Here is a 16,464-nt window from a genome sequence, read left to right on the forward strand (position 1 = left end):
CGCCGGTTTTTCGATTCGCTAACTTTATACGCGAAAGTAACAAGACGGATTATGATTGCATTTATAGAAAAATTAAACAGCGAAGTCCTGCGGAGTATCGAACGTATCGAATCGCGGGATACCGACGTGTTGAAAAAGTCGCTTGAAGCGTCACGTGTCCTGGGAGAAGCGTTCGACCGTTTGAAACAATATATCATCGGCTACCGTTTTCAAAACGATGACGAGGAAATAAAGTTCTTCAAAGAAATCAAACCCCGTCTTTTTTGCCGTCTGATCTATTACCGCAAGCTCTACAATATCGAGATGAACCGTCCGGTAGGAAGTATCGAGGCACAACGGGAGTACCTGGACGCCCATGTTCGGGCCATCAACGCGTACACGCAGAAACGCCTTGACTTTATCCGCTATTTCCGCAGCGGCGCTACACACCTGGACAGCCTCTATTTCCTGCGCGGGCAGACCGACACGGAGCAATACCTGGAAACCTTCTACTATGAACTCGACCCGCAGTTTTCGACAAACGCGGATTTCAAGGTGGCGAAAATCCTGGCCAACGATATGTTGTCGGTTTATCTTATGGGCGAATTGGAATCACTGGAGAGCACGAACCTCCGGAACATGGTTCTGCCATTGTCTGACGTGCGTCCGACATGGCAGGACTCGAAGACGGATCTGACGGAACTTATTTACCTGCTCGACAGTAAAGGCTGTTTCGGCAATGTGCCACTCACGCAACTTGCCAGCTACATTTCCAACGCTTTCAACGTACACCTCGACATGAACCTTTCGAGGACATTCTGCGATATGAAAATCCGAAACAACCCGACACCGTGGCTTGACAAGGCGAAAGAGGCCCTGCTTAAACGTATGCAGACGTGGAAGCGAAACAAGAAAAACGGCAATTCCGAGTAGAATATGAACCGGTAAAGCACTCTATTCCTTATAGAAACACTGATAATCAGCGTTGTATATAACAAAAGAACCGAGGTCGGTTTTCCCCCGTAACTCTCGAAAGGAACTTTCCCGAACGCCCGTATTTGCACCCGTATAAGGAGCCGATACGGGTGTTCCGTTGTAGCCCCGTCCGGATTAGAACACCGTTAAGCGTTGAATCACAGTATTCTATCGCATTTCTGCCCATAAAAATACCGAGTACGGGCCGCGGATTTCGGTAAAAAACACTGCCTTCTTCACCGCATGAACCGTTGAGAATCAGTTCACTGCAAATTATCAAAAAAAAGTCGTACCGACCTCGTTTTAAGCTGTCCATATAAGCCCGACCTTTGTAACAGACTAAAAAACAAAGGAGTATGAAAATCATAGTGATCGGTTCGCGAGCCTATAACGAGCTTGTCGGGCGTATAGAGAAAATAGAGGCTGCAATCGCCTCTCTCCCTGAAAAGGGGCGTGCATGGAATAAGGAGTATATAAACGACGAATGGATGGACGGCGAGCAGGTCTGCCGTTACCTGGGTATCAGCGGGCGTACCCTTCAACGCCTCCGCTCGGATCACGTGATCACCTATTCGGCCATCAACCGGAAGCTGTATTATTCCCTCACGGAAATCCGCCGTGTGCTGAAGGAGCGTTCCGTGCGGCGCAAGAACCAACCAAAGGAGTAGGCCATGTTTCTGGACAAGGAATATTTCGACGGATGGATGCAGCGGCTCTCGGAACGGCTGGAACGTATCGAGAAGCTGTGCGCGGGGGACGTGGAGCAACCGCTTTCCATCCTGCCTGACGGGGAGCGTCTTCTGGACAATTACGACCTGTGCCGTATGCTCAATATCAGCAAGCGCACACTCCAGCGTTACCGCACCTCGGGAGAGCTGCCTTACGAGATGATCTATCACAAGACCTTCTACCGGGAATCGGACGTCCTGCGGTTCATCGAGCGTAACTTCAGTAATTTCCGCAAGCTGAAAAAGGATCGTCCTGCCGGTTCCGGTTAGGCCCTGTCCCGAGAGTCCGGCGTCATGGAAAAACGCGGAGATACATGGAATAAGGCACGACAAGGCGGTACAACCGCTCGATATTTGCCGTAAAATCAGTATGTTTGCTGAATGAAGCCTATATAATAATGAAGCAATGAAAGAAACTGATAAAATATATCCTGCCGACAAAGGGGAGGAAGAGCTGCTGCATAATGTGCGCCATATCTTGCAGGAAGCGCGCGCGAAGGTGATACATCATGTCAATTCGACCCTCGTGAGGGCTTACTGGCAGGTAGGGAAATACATAGTGGAGTACGAGCAGCAGGGAACCGACCGTGCCGGATATGGCAAGGCTGTCATCAACACCCTTTCCAGGCGGCTCGTGGCGGAGTTCGGAAACGGGTTCACGGCCACCAACCTGCGGTACATGAGGCAGTTTTACCAGTGCTACCCGAAATATCACACGCTGTGTGATAAATTGAGCTGGTCGCATTGCCGCACGCTTCTCAAGGTGTCGGGCGATGCCGCCCGTGATTTTTACCTGCACGAGTGCGTCAAGGAAAACTGGAGTGTCCGGCAGCTCGACCGCCAAATCAACACGCTTTTCTATGACCGCCTGCTGGCCAGCCGAGACAAGAAAGCTGTGAAAGAGGAGATTTCCCGTACCGAACCCGGACGTGTCGAACCCAAAGAGATCATCCGCGACCCGTATATCCTGGAGTTTCTCGGTATCCCGCAGGGAGAGCATTTTCTGGAAACCGATCTGGAGCAACTGCTCATCAGCCGCTTGCAGCGCTTGATGCTCGAACTCGGGAAAGGCTTCGCCTTCGTCGCGCGACAGAAGCGTATCTCCTTCGATGACAAGCATTTCTACATCGACCTGGTCTTTTACAATTACCTGGCCCGTTGTTTCGTTTTAATAGACCTTAAATCCGGGGAGCTGACCCATCAGGATTTGGGGCAGATGCAGATGTATGTCAATTACTACACCCGTGAGTTGATGAATCCCGGGGATAACCCTCCGGTGGGTATCGTCCTCTGCGCGGAGAAAAACGACGCGGTCGTCCGTTATACGCTGCCCGAAGATGAAAAGCAGGTCTTCGCCGCCCAGTACATGACCTATCTTCCCACGCAGGAGGAGCTGCAAACACTCTTGCAGGAAGTGTGACGACAACGCTCACGGACATATGAAAAAAGCCGATGGAAATCTGTACTTCCGTCGGCTTTTCGTTTACATCTTGATCCCTTTCTTCGCAGGGCCGTTCTCCGGCGGGCTGCCCACGCCCGCGATCACGATGCGCCCCCCGGAGGCGTCGGCAATCTGCCGCAGCCGGGAAGGAATACGGGCCGCCGTGTTGTCTTCCTTCGGGAGCTCTTCCGCCGTGTCATGCCGTTCCCGGCACACGTCGTTATCCTCCTCCGCCTCCTTTCCCTCGCTCTCTTCTATCGGTTTGAGGCTTTGCTGTATCCTGCGGTCTATTTCCGTCAGGTCAGCTTTTAGGGCCGTCAGTTCGGGCTCCTTGCGCCAGGAACTTTCCACCACTTCCCGCAGGACGGGAATATCTTTCTCCAGTTCCTCATTCTTTTTCCGGAATTTCTCCAGTGTCGGCTCGATGGTCGCGAGCGCGTGGATGAAGTTCATCGCCGCCAGTCGCGGGTCGGAGGCGATATTCCCGTAGTTATACTGGTATAGATAATCCCCTTCACCCCGGACATAAAAACGGTTCTGCACCAGGTCGAGCCCGTCTTTCCCGGTCGTTTCGCTCTGGACGAGCAGCTCGAACCCGTAGAGGCTCCCGATGGGTTCGAGCCTGTCGAGCGTGCGTGCCGTTTCGGCGATATGGTTGAGCTGTTTCCCGATGAGCTTGGGGTCGGAGGTTTCCAGCCCGTTCAGTTTCACGGGATTGCGGTACGAGCCGTCCTCGTTGAACTCGACGCGGGCCTTGAAGTGTTCCAGATCCTTGCCGATACGCCGTATCAGGTCGTTGTTCTTCTCTATCTTCTCCGTGATCTGCTCCAGCTTGTAGCGGCTCGATGATTTGCCGCGCACGAATGCCTGGCGTTCGCTTTCGAGCGTGGCAATCTTCTTCTCCAGGCGGGCTTTGTCCAGCAGGTCTGTATTTCCCGAGAGGACGGCGACATACTCGGAAAAATTCATGCCGCTCTTTTCGTCGATGGCCCCCTCGTCGATGGTACGGCTTCCCATGTTGTTGGTCTTGAGCTGGCGGATGAACAGTTGCTTGTTGTGCAACAGCCCGAACTTGTAGGCGTCGAGCGACTTCTCGACGGCGTATAATATCACGTCCACCTTGTTGTCGGCATGGAGTTTGGCGATCTCGTTCCCGGTGCGTATTCCCCGCCCGTCGCGCTGCTCCAGGTCGCTGGGACGCCAGGGGCAGTCCAGGTGGTGTATCGCCACGCAGCGTTTCTGCGCGTTCACTCCCGTCCCGAGCATCTCGGTCGATCCGAAGAGTACGCGGATTTTTCCGGTGTTCATACCGGCGATCATCTCCTTGCGCGCTTTTTCCGAGGTCGCCTCCTGGATGAACCGCACCTCGCTTTGGGGTATGCCGTAATCCTCCGCGAGTTTACGCCGTATCTCGGAATAGACGTTCCACCCCGCTCCGGGTTTGTAGGTTCCCAGGTCGGAGAATACGAACTGCGTACCTTTGTACGCCTCGAAACGGCGGTAGTAACCGGCAATCATACGGGCGCAGTGGCTCGCCTTGTTGTCCACGTGGTCGCTGTATAGTTCGGGGTCTATCATACGCATATCGAGCGACATCTTGCGGGCGTAGTCTGTGGCAATGAGCATTTTCGCCTTTTCCTCCCGCTCCGAGAGCGGCAGGCGGCCCAGGAGCGTGGCATCGCCCGATTTGGCGAACTGCACCAGTCGTTCTATGAACTCCGTCTGCTGGGGTGTCGGCGGGATATTGTGCAATATCTCGTTCTTTTGCGGTCGGTCGATCCCTATATCCTCCGCCGAGCGGTAATCTGTAATCTCGGAGTAGAACATGGCCAGTTCGGGAACCTTGATGAAATATCGGAACCGTTCTTTCTGCACGACCTCGTTGGTCACGGAAAACTCGTAGTCGATGGTTTTCTTGGCAAATATGGCCGCCCAGGCATCGAAGGTGCGGATATTCTGACGCTCCAGCTCCTTCGGGCGCAGGTACTTGAAAAGCAGGTACAGTTCCGTGAGCGAGTTGGAGATGGTCGTTCCCGAGAGGAACGTCGCCCCCAGGTCGCGGCCCGTGCGCTGCTGTATGGTACGCAGCGCGAAAAGCATGTTGAGCGCCCGCTGCGACCCCTCGGGATTTCCGAGGCCCGCCACCCGGTCATGCCGGGTCGTGAAAGTCAGGTTCTTGAATTTATGGCTCTCGTCCACGTAGAGGTGGTCGATACCCATGAGGCGGAAGTCCACGGCGTCGTCCTTGCGTGTTTCCAGCGCGTGCGCCACCTTCTGCAACTTGGCTTCCAGGTTGGCCTTGCGTTTCTGACACCCTTTCATCATGGCGCGGGAAACGTCCCTGCCTTGTGCTTTGAGCACTTCGAGGTTCTCCTCCACACAGTCCAGCTCGGCCTGCAATATCTCCTGCTGTATCTCCGGAGACTGGGGTATCATGCCGAACTGTTCGTGCGAGAGGATCACGGCGTCCCAGTCGTTGTTGCGTATCTCCCGGAAGATGCGCTCACGCTTCCGGGGCGTGAAATCCTCCTTGCCCGGGTAGAGGACTTTGGCCATCGGGTAAGCGGTACAGAACGTCCGGGCTATTTCATGGATGTTGGCTTTCAGCCCGATAATCATGGGTTTATTGGCCAGCCCGAGGCGTTTCTTCTCGTAGGCCCCGCAGCACATGATGAGGGTCTTTCCGCCGCCCACCTCGTGGTCGATTATCCCGCCGCCGAGCAGTTTGTCCATCCATATCGCGTCCTTCTGGCTGTCATACAGATTGTCTATTCCCAGCCCCTTGAGGTCGAGGTCGGGGAATTCCTGGTGCGTCCCGTCGTACTTCGGGCGCACGTAACAGTTGAAAGTACGGTTATAGAGGTCTGTCAGGCGGTCTTTGAAGTCGGACGACTGCTCGCGCAGCCATTCGGGGAAAGCACCCCGGATCTCGTCTATCTTGCTGTTGGCGAGCTGTATGGCCTCCCCGTCACGCACTTTGACCTCCCGCCGTTCGCCGTCCACCCATTTGAGGACGGTCTTGGTGATGTCGGGCGAAGTGTTTTGCAGGGCGTGTTTCAAAAGGTGCAGGCCGTTGTACTTACGGGTCTGCGCGCTGACGGCATACTGCTCCGTGATCTTCACGTTCGTCGCTTCCGCCTTCACGCCGTACTCGTCCAGGTTGGAGGCGAAGGTGATCTTCACCTCCGTATCGAAGAGCGAGGAGGCGAAACGCTCGTAAACACCTTTTGGAATCCACCGTTCGCCCAGGTTGAAGTCCAGGTCGTCGAAAGCGATGGGTTTGGGCGTCGCCTCGCGCAGAGCCTCCAGCGATTCCCGGGCCGGGGCGTGGTCGGGATTCTCCCGCAGGAACGCCTCGATCCGTTCGGCTTTCCCGATGACATTGCCGGCGATGAACTTGTCGGCAACCTCGTAGCCGTCCGTTTCCGGGTTGTAATAGATACGTCCTTTCAGTTCCCCGAGTATTCCCTCCACGGTAGTTCCCGTGAGCGAGGCCATGTAGTGCGGTTCCACCCGGCCGTACTTGTTCAGGCTGGCCACAAGGGCCTCCGAAGCGTCGTCGGCGTGCGTGATCTCATCGGGATTGAAGGCCACGGGACGCTCGAAGATGTCGGCTTTGCGTGCCTTGCCGTCGATGTAACGCTCCAGCGATAGAATCTCCGTCCCCCGCGCGTCCATCTTGATCAGGTCGAGGTTGCGTTTGTCATTGAGCCGTCCGAAGCGTTCGGTGAAATTGTCGTAAAGCCGGTTGAGCATCTCCCGCAGGGCGGGGTTCGCCGTCAGCGTTTCCGCCTCGTTGTTATAAAGGTGGTAATAGGCATCGCGTATCTCGATATACATGGAGGCTTTCGTCCGTTGTGCAGGCGTGAGTTCCAGCGGGTGGAACATGGGTTGCAGGGATTCAATCCCCCGCAGGTAGCCGACCCGGTTTTGTCCGTCCGTGACGAGTGTCCCTTCGCGGAAATAGGGGGCGACCTCACCCTCGAACGGGCGGGGTTTCATATCCGCCTCCCGTATCTGCGGCATTTCTTTACCGGGTTCTTCCTCCTCCGGATTGTCCGGCGTGTCGAACAGGCTGCCCGTTCTCGGCGTACCGGCGGCTTGTTTCCGTCTGTCTTTCGGGGCTTCCGTCGGGGGGCGTACCGCCTGCCGTTCCCGCTGTTCCGGGGTTTCCTGCTGCCGGGCGTTTTGCCGGCGCAATTCCGCCCTCCGTTCCGGGGTAAGCGACATCATCATCTCGTAAAAGCCGTTGATCGGCGGGTTGTCCTCCCAGTTCAGGGAGGCATACAAGTCTTCGGGATCACGCTCCGGTGGCGTCGTTTTCGGCATTTCGCTCTTCTGTTCCTCCGGAGAGGAGGCCGGGGCGAATAACGAGGGTTGCCGGGGCGTCTTCCGCTTTGCTCCCCGGCGGCTGTTCCTTTTCTTGGATATACCGAGTTCTGCCTGCCGCCGCTCCTCGGCGCTGAAGCCGAACAGATCGTAGAGCGTCAGCAACGGTTCCTGCTGCACGTTTACCGGTTCGGCAGCTTGGGTGGCAGGTACGGGAGCCGCCGTTTCCACCGTGTCGAAAAGCGACCCGGCGAAGCCCTCCTGCGGTTTCGGTTCCGTTGTTCCGCCCACGTGCTGCACGGGAGTATCTGCCATGCCGAAATCTTCGGGTTTCGGCGGGTGCTGCTCCCACAAGCGATTCTCCCGCTCTTTCGACCAGGCCCCGAAGTCGGCCAGATCCTCTCCGGTCGGTTCTCCGGCGGGAGTGGCGGCAGAATCCGGTAACGCTTGTCCGGGTTTGTTTTCGATTCGGGTAATCTCCCCGGTTTCGGTATCGACATGGTAGCCCTGCGCCGCCATTTCGGCGACGACGCGGCGTTTTTCCTCCTCTTCCCGCTGCTGCTGAAGGTTACGGGCGTCGGCTATAATCTCCTTGACGATTTCTCCGGCAAGGCGGGGCTCGTGTCTTTCGGCACGCTGGCGTTCCGCCTGACGGGGACGGGACAATTCCCGCTCCGGTGTACCGGGTGTCTGTTCCGGAGCATGTTCCAGGCAATAACTCTCGTTGAAATGCCGGTTGAAATCCTCTGAGAGCATACGCCGCATCTCCCGGTCGATGCCGTCCACGCCCTCCGCGTGGGTGAACTCCATCGCCGGTTTGCCGTAGGGGTCTTTGCCTACTTTGGCCTCGGTATGGATCACCCTGTCGAACGACTGGAAAAGGTTGTTTATCCGGATGCCGTTCGACAGCTTGCGGGATTCGATGAAATCCCGCTGCCGTTCGGACAGTTCCCCCGTGGCGGCTTTCTTTTGCAGGATAACCAGGTCGCTGCCGACCTCCGTCCCCGCGTGTTCTGTAAAGAGGTTGTTCGGCAGCCGGATGGCCGATACGGGCTCGCAGCGGTTCATCAGCCACTCGCGCACGGGGCGTCCCTGCTCGGCGTTCAATACTCCCTGCGAGGTGATGAATGCCACCAGGCCGCCCTCGCGTACCATATCGACGGACTTCATGAAAAAATAGTTGTGCAGCGCCCGTGTGCCTTGCCGCCGCACGGGGTCGGTATGGGTGGAGAAGAACGGGTCGAAGAGCGCCACGTCCCCGAAAGGGATGTTGCTCACGGCCACGTCGTAGTAACCGGCGTATTTGGGTTCGATACGTTCGAATCCCTGTACCCGCACCCGTTTTTCGGGGTGCAGGTGCTTCAGGATCAACCCCGTGGCGGGGTCTTTCTCGAAGCAGGTGATCTCCGCGTAGGGGTCGTGGAAATCCACGGCATTGACGAAAACCCCCGTTCCCGCGCTGGGGTCAAGAATACGTTGGGGGGCGATCCGCGTATCCCATATCGCCTCCACGATGGCGTCTGCCACTTTCGGGGGCGTGTAAAAAGCCGTCAGGACGGAGTTCTTGATCCCGTCCATGTAGCGCTTGTATTCCCGTTCGTCGGGGGTGTTCGCCCTGATGACCTCTTGCAACTCGGCCACGAGCGTTGCCATGCCGTCCTTGTCCGGTTTCCCGGTGGGGTTTTCCAGCACTTCCTTGATGGCGCCGAAGCCGCTGTATGCGCCGAGTGTCCTTTCTTCTTCGGGAGTCGGCGCCCGCCGTTCCCTGTCGAGCGTGAAGGCCGTCTTCAGCGCGTCGATATTCTGGCGGAGGTGGGTTTTCTTATTGAATGCCATCTTCGAGAAGTATTTGGACGGTTCCCGTCAGTTCGGTATAGAACAGTTCATAGTCGGGCGTGTCGGCGAAGTCGTCCGTGAGGTCGTACTTCTCCAGCACCCCGCGGCAGAGGGGCAGCAGGCGTAGAGCCGCCTGCCGGGCGGTATCCTCGGGAATCTCCGCCTCGAATTCCCTCCAGAGGATGTTTACCAGCGTGTTGTAGGGTGAAAAGTGCAGTCCGCGGCAGAGTTCCTCGCGGGCAATTTCTTCGGCCTCGATGTGGTTGCAGCCCGAACGGATCGCCTCGCTGTACGCTTGGGCGGCGCTGTCGGCCCGCTCGGCGATGAACTCACTTTCGGCGATGAGTTCCGGGTGGCTGTCCTTGAGGTAGGATAGTAACGAAAGTCCGTAATAGGACAATTCCCCCGTGGGGGTATGGTGTTGCTTGTCTGGCATGATAAGAATTTTTAGTGGTCGTTGATAATCGGGGAAGAGAAAGGCGCCCCGGGTTCCCACCCGAAGCGCCGACCACTGAAAAAATCCTTATCAAACAAGCGTATCTCGTTATGACAGGTCTTTTCCAGTGGCAAAGGTAACGATTATTTCCGTTTGTTCCTCTTTCCCTGCCTGGGAGTATCGCGCGGTTCGAAAACGAACGAGGTCTTGAACTGGTCATCGAGCGTGAGGGCCGCGTCGAACGTCCCGCCGCCGTTTTTGACGAATCCCCGGATCGTGCCGGTTTTGCCTTTGGTCAGCAGTTCCGCGAGCTGCTTGTCGGTCAGCTCCTTGCGGGCCACGGTTCTCCATACGGTCAGGCCGCAATCGGGATTCTGACACTTGGCGAGTTTGGGATAGAACACCACGGGCCTGCCGCAACGCGGGCAGGCTGTGTCACTCTCCGCGCCGTCGATTCTTGCTTCCAGCAGTTCTTTGGCGATTTGCGAGGCGAAGACCTCGATACCGCGATGGAACGTCGGGGCGTCCATCTCCCCGGTGGCGATCTTCGAGAGGGCCAGTTCCCAGCCGCCCGTCATGGCGACATCGGCGATCTTCTTGTCCCTGACCACGGCATACACGGCCAGTCCCTTGTCCGTGGGTACAAGCGACTTTTTCTCTCGCCTGACATACTCGCGGGCAAAGAGCGTTTCGATGATGGCGGCACGGGTGGCGGGCGTGCCGATGCCGGCATCCTTCATCGCCTCGCGTTCGGCCTCGTCGGACAGTTCGCGTCCGGCGGTTTCCATCGCCGCCAGCAGGCTCGATTCCGTGTGAAGGGGGCGCGGCCGGGTCTGTTTCTGTTCCGTGACGCATCCCTTGACGGGCAGCTCGTCGCCTTGCACGATGTCGGGAAGGAGGGTCATGTCCTCCTCTTTCTCCTCGACAGGTTCATTCAGGACGGCCCGCCAGCCCGTCTCGACCATGATACTGCCGCGGGCCGTGAAATCATGTCCCGCGCTTTGCAGGGTAAGGGAAGTGTTTTCTTTCACGCAGGCCCCGGAAAAGGTTTCGAGCATCCGCCCCGCGACCATCTCATAGACGATGCGGTGGTCGGCATCCAGTTCGGAAGGGAGGTTCTCGGTGGGAAGCAGCGCGTGGTGGTCGGCGATCTTTTCGTTGTCCACGCTTCGGCGGGAGAGAGATGCGGTATCCATCCTGCCCGCGTATTCCGCGAAACGGGGATAGCGTGTCATGTTCCCGATGAGTGCCGGAATCTCCTCGGCCACATCTTCCGATATATAGCGTGAGCCGGTACGGGGATAAGTGATGAACTTCTTCTCGTAAAGCGACTGGGCGATGTCGAGCGTTTTTTCTGCCGAAAAACCATACCGACTGTTGGCCTCTTTCTGGAGTGTCGTCAGGTCGTACAAGAGAGGCGGCTGTTCCCTGGTCTCCTTGCGCTCCACGTTCACGACGCGTACCGTTCGGGCGCCGATAACCTCGGCGCGGGCTGCTTCCGCCTTCTCCCTGCCGTCGAATTTCTCCGTGGAGAGGACGGTGAACTCCGTGCCCTCCTTTGCCGTGGAAAGCTTCAGCCGGAAATAGGCGGCGGGCTTGAACGCCTTGTTCTCCAGGTAACGGGAGCAGATGATCGCCAGCGTGGGGGTCTGCACCCGTCCGAGCGACCAGACACCCCGCCCGGCAGCCACAGCAAGCGCTTGCGAGGCGTTGATACCGACGATCCAGTCGGCTTCGCTGCGGGCTTTGGCCGAGAGGTAAAGGTTGTCGTATTCGTTGCCGGGGCGAAGGTGTTGTAACCCCTCGCGGATGGCCCGGTCGGTCAGGCTGCTGATCCATAACCGCACGAAAGGGGTACGGCATTCCAGGTAAGAGTAGATGTAGCGGAAGATCAGCTCCCCTTCACGCCCCGCGTCGGTCGCGACGATGATGCGCTCGGCCATGCCGAACAATTCCCGGAGAATACCGAGCTGCTTCACGACACCCGGGTCGGCCTTATACTCTTTACCCTCCCGAACCTGCCGGGGCAGGAGGATGAACGATGATGGCAGGATAGGCAGGTTTTCCCGGCGGAAACCCGCGATGCCATACTGTTGGGGCATTGCCAGCCCGACCAGGTGGCCGAAGGCCCAGGTTACGGCATAGCCGTTTCCCTCTATAAAACCGTCTTTACGGTTCGTGGCTCCCACGATGGCGGCGATCTCACGCGCCACCGAGGGCTTTTCTGCGATAATAACTTGCATGATGATTCGGATTTTTCAGTGGTTGTTTTCTTGTAGTTCTTCTTTCTCTTTTTCCGGACGGGCGATCAGCCGGCGGTCGTAATAGACATGGTTGCTGTTCCCGTCGTAATACTGCCGTCCGTCGTCTGCCTCCTCCGGGGGGCTGCGTTTACCCGGCCGGAGGTATAAGGCGGCCAGCGCTGCGATCAGGAGCGGCATGGCTCCGGTCTGCATGTAGAACCATTTCATACGTTATACCTTGACACCTTTGGAGTTGCTCTTTTTGCAGCTGCGGTAATTTCTCCTTTGCGCCGGAGTGGCCTCCTGCTGTCCCTGCTTGAGCGGCTCTTTCACACCTTTGACCGCTTCGACGGTCTTGCCCTCGGAATTGACGGCGACCTGGGTACGGCTTTCAACGGCGGGTTTGACCTCCGCTCCCTGCCGTTTCGCACGGTCGGGATTCCAGCGGAAGAAGTCCATCTTGTTACGCTCGAAGTTGGGCTTGACCCAGGCGTTGAACGGCTCACCCTGCCCGTCCTTGACCATGCCCTTGATGTAGAAAGCCTTGACATCCGCCCGCTTGGAGGGGTCGTTCACCGCTTCCGTCCACTGGTCATAAGCCTCTTTGGGCACGGAGGCTTTGAGGATTGTCCGGTGAATCGTGAGTGTGGGCTGTCGTTCGGAGGCCGTAGTTTCCTGCCGTCCGTTTTTCTCGGCGGCCTTCTGGCGGTAAATCTCCTTGTTCTCCTGGGCGTAGCGGTTGCGATCCAAACCGTCGTAGGTAAAGGAATAGTTACGTTCGGCCGCGTCGATTTGGATATAGGCATCCCGCTTATAACCCGCGCGGGTGGTATATCCTTCGAGCAACACCTTGCCGCCGCCGTAGAAATCCATCTGCTTGCCTTCCGAGAGGTCGGCCTCCTTGATACGGGCACGTTTTTCGAGTAGCGAAACGGGCATGGGTTCCAGAGTGTTCGTCCATTTGTCTATCGACACGTAGCAGGGCGTGAGCTTGCCCGGCTCCAGCTCCAGGTCGATCACTTTCCCGGCATGACGGGTGTTCATCAGGTTCGTTTTCGCCTCCTCATCGAGCAGCACCCCGTGGAAGGGGGCGTCGAGGTCGGGCCGTTCCTGCCAGTAATGCGGCACGACGCGCAGCGAGCCGTCCGCCTGCTCTTCGAGCGACACGCGCCCTTTGGTGGAAACACGCATCCCGTTCTCCAGTTCGGGGTTCATCTCCACCAGCCCGTTGGATTTATGTCCGTAAGACATGGCTTTCAGGTGTGGCTCGATGTCCTCCATGCGGATACCTTTCTTCTCCATATCCGCCAGGTCTATCTTCGTGACGTCCAGCGGCTCGAACTGCCGCTGCTCCTGCGTCTGAAGCCGTTCGGAGGGGTCGATACGGTAATTTTCCAGAATCTCCGGGTCGAAGTCGATGCGGATAAGTTTGTTCAGGGCATTCTCCGTCATGACGAAGATACCCGTGTGGACGGGGTTCTGGGCCTGTTCCATGAACTTTTTGAAGAAGGCTTCGAGGGCTGAATCCTGCGTGTTCACGTTCAGCAGGCTCGCCACGTTCTGATCCGTGGGGTCGGCGGTCTGGATATTGCCGTCCTGATCCACGCCGGTAACGGCTTGTAGTCGTCCGTCGTCGGCATTCTGAACGAGCATGACTTGTTTAGCGTCGTTCTTTACGTTTTCGTCCATAATTACGAGTGTTTTTAGTTAGCACCAATAGCGATGCGGGAACGAAAGTAAGGGGAACCGGCTGAACGTAAAAGAGTTGGAAAGGCTATGGAAGCATCGGGCACAGAAGTGGCCGCTTGTGGCGCAGGGCAGAGGAAATCGGAGAAACGGAGTGCCGGGAAGGACGGATTTGGCAGAGGGTATTTTCGTGGCTCCTCACCTTATTTGTCAGGTAGTCGGGATCTATTGTTAAATGTCAATAAAGCGCATGGATAACCCGTGTTTTTTTATAAATTTGCGAAAACGGGTTTCAATATCCGACAAAACGTGAGGCATGGAAATATATACCCCAAAAACCAAGATCAAACTTTCTCCGGTGATAAGAAACGGGAGAGAATTTGTCGAAGTGACTTTCGGTAATGACAATGACATCCGCTTGTCGCTGTCGAAGGAAGAAAACGTACTGCTTGTCGGCGGCAGGGCTTATCTGCCGGCAGAAGATTTCGTGCTTGCCGAGTTCTTCGACCGCTATGTAAAAATGGCGTTTATAGACTATTCTGCCATCAAGGAAACCGCACCCCGTAAAGAGGAAGACAAACGGCCGCCACTGCCGGAAGGCTATCTGGAAAAACTTCAGCAAGTGCGTTACAGTGACCATACCGTAAGGGTATATACCTCCTATTTCCGCGATTTCCAACAGCATTTCGAGGGGCGTAAGATTGAAACGGTTACTCCCGGCGAGATAAACGACTACCTGCTGTATCTCATCCACGAGAAAAACATATCCTCCTGCCAGCAAAACCAGCGTATCAACGCCATCAAGTTCTATTACGAGAAAGTTCTCGGTCAGGAACGGCGGTGTTACAAGGTGAACCGTGCCAAACGGGAGAAGACGCTGCCCGACGTGTTGAGCAAGGAGGAAATAAAGAAAATACTCGACGTGACGGTGACAGACCTGCGTTTCTTCTGTATGTTCTCCATACTCTATTCCGCAGGGTTGCGCATCAGCGAACTGCTGGAACTGAAACCCGGCGACATCAACGAATCCCGCTCCCTGATACGGGTGCGGCAGGGTAAAGGGAAAAAAGACCGCTACACCCTGCTGTCAAGACCGTTGATGAAAAAGCTGACGGAATATAACAGACTATACAAACCGAAAGTGTGGCTTTTTGAACACAGACCGGGAGAACCTTTCACCGAGAGTATCGTGTCGAAACGGCTGAAGGCAGCGGCCCGGGAAGCGGGAATCACGAAACGGATTTATCCGCACCTGCTGCGCCATTCGTTCGCCACTCACCTGCTGGAGCAGGGAACCGACATCAAGATAGTGAAAGAGCTTATGGGACATAACAATATCAAGACGACAGAAAGGTATGTCCACATAGCCGACACTTTCAAAAGCAATATCAAAAGCCCGTTGGACGATCTGTTGATGGAGGAAGACGAGGTCTGATACTTAAAGAAAATAACAGCCAAATCGGCTGATAGTATAACATTATTCTTCAAAAGAATTGGATATGAATAAAGGAAATACCATAGAAGATTTTTTTTGTAAGCAATTCATTAAGTCTGGTTATCAAGACCGTTTCTTTTTTGAACTGTCATCAAACAAAAAAAGAGTAAAAGCTATTAGTCGAATTTGTCATAATATGATGGATATTATAAATGAGAATAAGATTGTCGAGGTCTATAATTCTACGGATTTAATCCATTTGACAGATAGACTTCGTGAATTATCTAAAGAGAAAGAAGGATATTGCATCGGTTTTTTTGAGCTGGATCAAAAATGGGCAGATATATCAGAGGCTATAAATGCAGGAATACAGTCGAATTTTGGCTTTGCCATAATATTGTCTGATGGAATTGCTTGTATATGTGAAGAAACCGGTATAACCAATAGAAGAGCTGTAATATTACACTCCATATCCAAATTGAAAGAATAACAAGCGGCTCAACCTCCCCTTAAAGGTCGGTTAGCTGCCAAACATTATCCGCAACTAAAAATCAAAAAGGAATATGAAAGAATTAGAAAACAACTGGATGAAAAAATGGGAATCGGTAAAAGAAAAAACCGTCTGCCCTGTTGACCTCAATACTTATTTTGAGCAAGAAGAAATTGCAGGAAAATCGTTAACGACGATTAATATCGGTTCTTGCGATTTGCCGAGTGGAAATCTTTTGGTACGAGATCCATTGGTATATCTCCCAAACAGAAACGAACGTCCATATTTTCAGAACGCTCCTGCGGGTAAATATGAAACGGAAATTTGTGTAATCAAATCTGACGACGAGGATTGCGACCGTTATGCCGCAGTACGTTTGCGCTTCAATGAAAAGCGGGCTGTTCGATTCTATGAAGCATTAGTTGGGAATGAAAACCTTGAAACATTGGAAGAGGGTGATTACTTTGGATTTTGTGTAGATGCTGGTTTAGGATGTGTATGTGATGAAATTATCCACCGTATTTATTGCGACTGGGATGAACAATGGCGCAAAGATAATCCCGATGATAATCCTTATGATGGATATTTTGCTGCATTATTCAAAGAAAACTATTATCTCCATCCAGAATATCAACGTGCAGGCGGAGACTGGTTAAATTGGCAAGTGCCGGGGACGGAGTATCATATTCCCATTTTTCAATCAGGGTTCGGAGATGGTACGTATCCGGTTTATTGGGGCATAGACGAAGGCGGCGAAATATGTCAGTTGGTAATTCAGTTTATTGATATAGAATTAGCCTATGGCAATGATGAAGAGAATTAATGTGCGGATAACAAGTAAATAAGCAACCCTAACAGTTGCTATTTACAACCCATTATTCGCAAA

At 54.8% G+C, this 16,464-nt stretch carries 12 protein-coding genes; 7 read left to right on the plus strand and 5 right to left on the minus strand.

The window, feature by feature from the left end; all coding sequences use genetic code 11:
• Positions 1-51 precede the first annotated feature (51 nt).
• From NQ492_RS02500 to NQ492_RS02515, 4 genes are all read left to right on the plus strand, one after another.
• Complete coding sequence (locus tag NQ492_RS02500) at positions 52-912, plus strand: RteC domain-containing protein (RefSeq protein ID WP_004303821.1); 861 nt, start codon at positions 52-54, stop codon at positions 910-912.
• Positions 913-1,310: 398 nt separating this feature from the next.
• Positions 1,311-1,622: a helix-turn-helix domain-containing protein gene (locus NQ492_RS02505; protein ID WP_004295488.1), complete on the plus strand. Its 312-nt coding sequence runs from the start codon at positions 1,311-1,313 to the stop codon at positions 1,620-1,622.
• 3 nt (positions 1,623-1,625) lie between these two features.
• The gene (locus tag NQ492_RS02510) at positions 1,626-1,952 is read left to right on the plus strand and encodes a helix-turn-helix domain-containing protein (RefSeq protein ID WP_004295487.1); all 327 of its coding nucleotides are present in this window, start codon (positions 1,626-1,628) and stop codon (positions 1,950-1,952) included.
• 136 nt (positions 1,953-2,088) lie between these two features.
• A complete protein-coding gene (locus NQ492_RS02515) occupies positions 2,089-3,102 on the plus strand; it encodes a PDDEXK nuclease domain-containing protein (RefSeq protein WP_004295486.1) in 1,014 nt (337 codons plus the stop codon).
• Between the two features lie 63 nt (positions 3,103-3,165).
• On the opposite strand, the gene NQ492_RS02520 is transcribed toward NQ492_RS02515, so the two are convergent.
• The 5 genes from NQ492_RS02520 to NQ492_RS02540 all read right to left on the minus strand — a co-directional run bounded on the left by NQ492_RS02520 (position 3,166) and on the right by NQ492_RS02540 (position 13,656).
• A complete protein-coding gene (locus tag NQ492_RS02520) occupies positions 3,166-9,288 on the minus strand; it encodes a helicase-related protein (RefSeq protein WP_005681365.1) in 6,123 nt (2,040 codons plus the stop codon).
• A complete protein-coding gene (locus NQ492_RS02525) occupies positions 9,275-9,724 on the minus strand; it encodes a DUF1896 family protein (RefSeq protein ID WP_004295482.1) in 450 nt (149 codons plus the stop codon). The genes NQ492_RS02520 and NQ492_RS02525 overlap by 14 nt, the downstream gene beginning before the upstream one ends.
• A gap of 143 nt (positions 9,725-9,867) precedes the next feature.
• Positions 9,868-11,967, minus strand: a complete 2,100-nt coding sequence (locus NQ492_RS02530) for a type IA DNA topoisomerase (protein WP_015547215.1) — start codon at positions 11,965-11,967, stop codon at positions 9,868-9,870.
• Between the two features lie 15 nt (positions 11,968-11,982).
• Positions 11,983-12,195, minus strand: a complete 213-nt coding sequence (locus NQ492_RS02535) for a hypothetical protein (RefSeq protein ID WP_007486319.1) — start codon at positions 12,193-12,195, stop codon at positions 11,983-11,985.
• Between the two features lie 3 nt (positions 12,196-12,198).
• Positions 12,199-13,656, minus strand: coding sequence for a DUF3945 domain-containing protein (locus NQ492_RS02540; protein ID WP_004303814.1), 1,458 nt, complete (start codon positions 13,654-13,656; stop codon positions 12,199-12,201).
• A 313-nt stretch (positions 13,657-13,969) separates the two neighbouring features.
• Here NQ492_RS02540 and NQ492_RS02545 point away from each other — a divergent pair, with 313 nt between their 5' ends.
• From NQ492_RS02545 to NQ492_RS02555, 3 genes are all read left to right on the plus strand, one after another.
• Positions 13,970-15,088 (plus strand): tyrosine-type recombinase/integrase, encoded by a 1,119-nt coding sequence (locus tag NQ492_RS02545; protein ID WP_004319196.1) that lies wholly within the window; start codon positions 13,970-13,972, stop codon positions 15,086-15,088.
• Positions 15,089-15,152: 64 nt separating this feature from the next.
• Positions 15,153-15,578, plus strand: coding sequence for a hypothetical protein (locus NQ492_RS02550; protein WP_005681360.1), 426 nt, complete (start codon positions 15,153-15,155; stop codon positions 15,576-15,578).
• A gap of 73 nt (positions 15,579-15,651) precedes the next feature.
• Positions 15,652-16,401, plus strand: a complete 750-nt coding sequence (locus NQ492_RS02555) for a DUF4241 domain-containing protein (RefSeq protein ID WP_004327342.1) — start codon at positions 15,652-15,654, stop codon at positions 16,399-16,401.
• Positions 16,402-16,464: the final 63 nt, after the last annotated feature.

It is taken from the genome of Alistipes shahii WAL 8301 (genome assembly GCF_025145845.1).
GTDB classification, from domain to species: domain Bacteria; phylum Bacteroidota; class Bacteroidia; order Bacteroidales; family Rikenellaceae; genus Alistipes; species Alistipes shahii.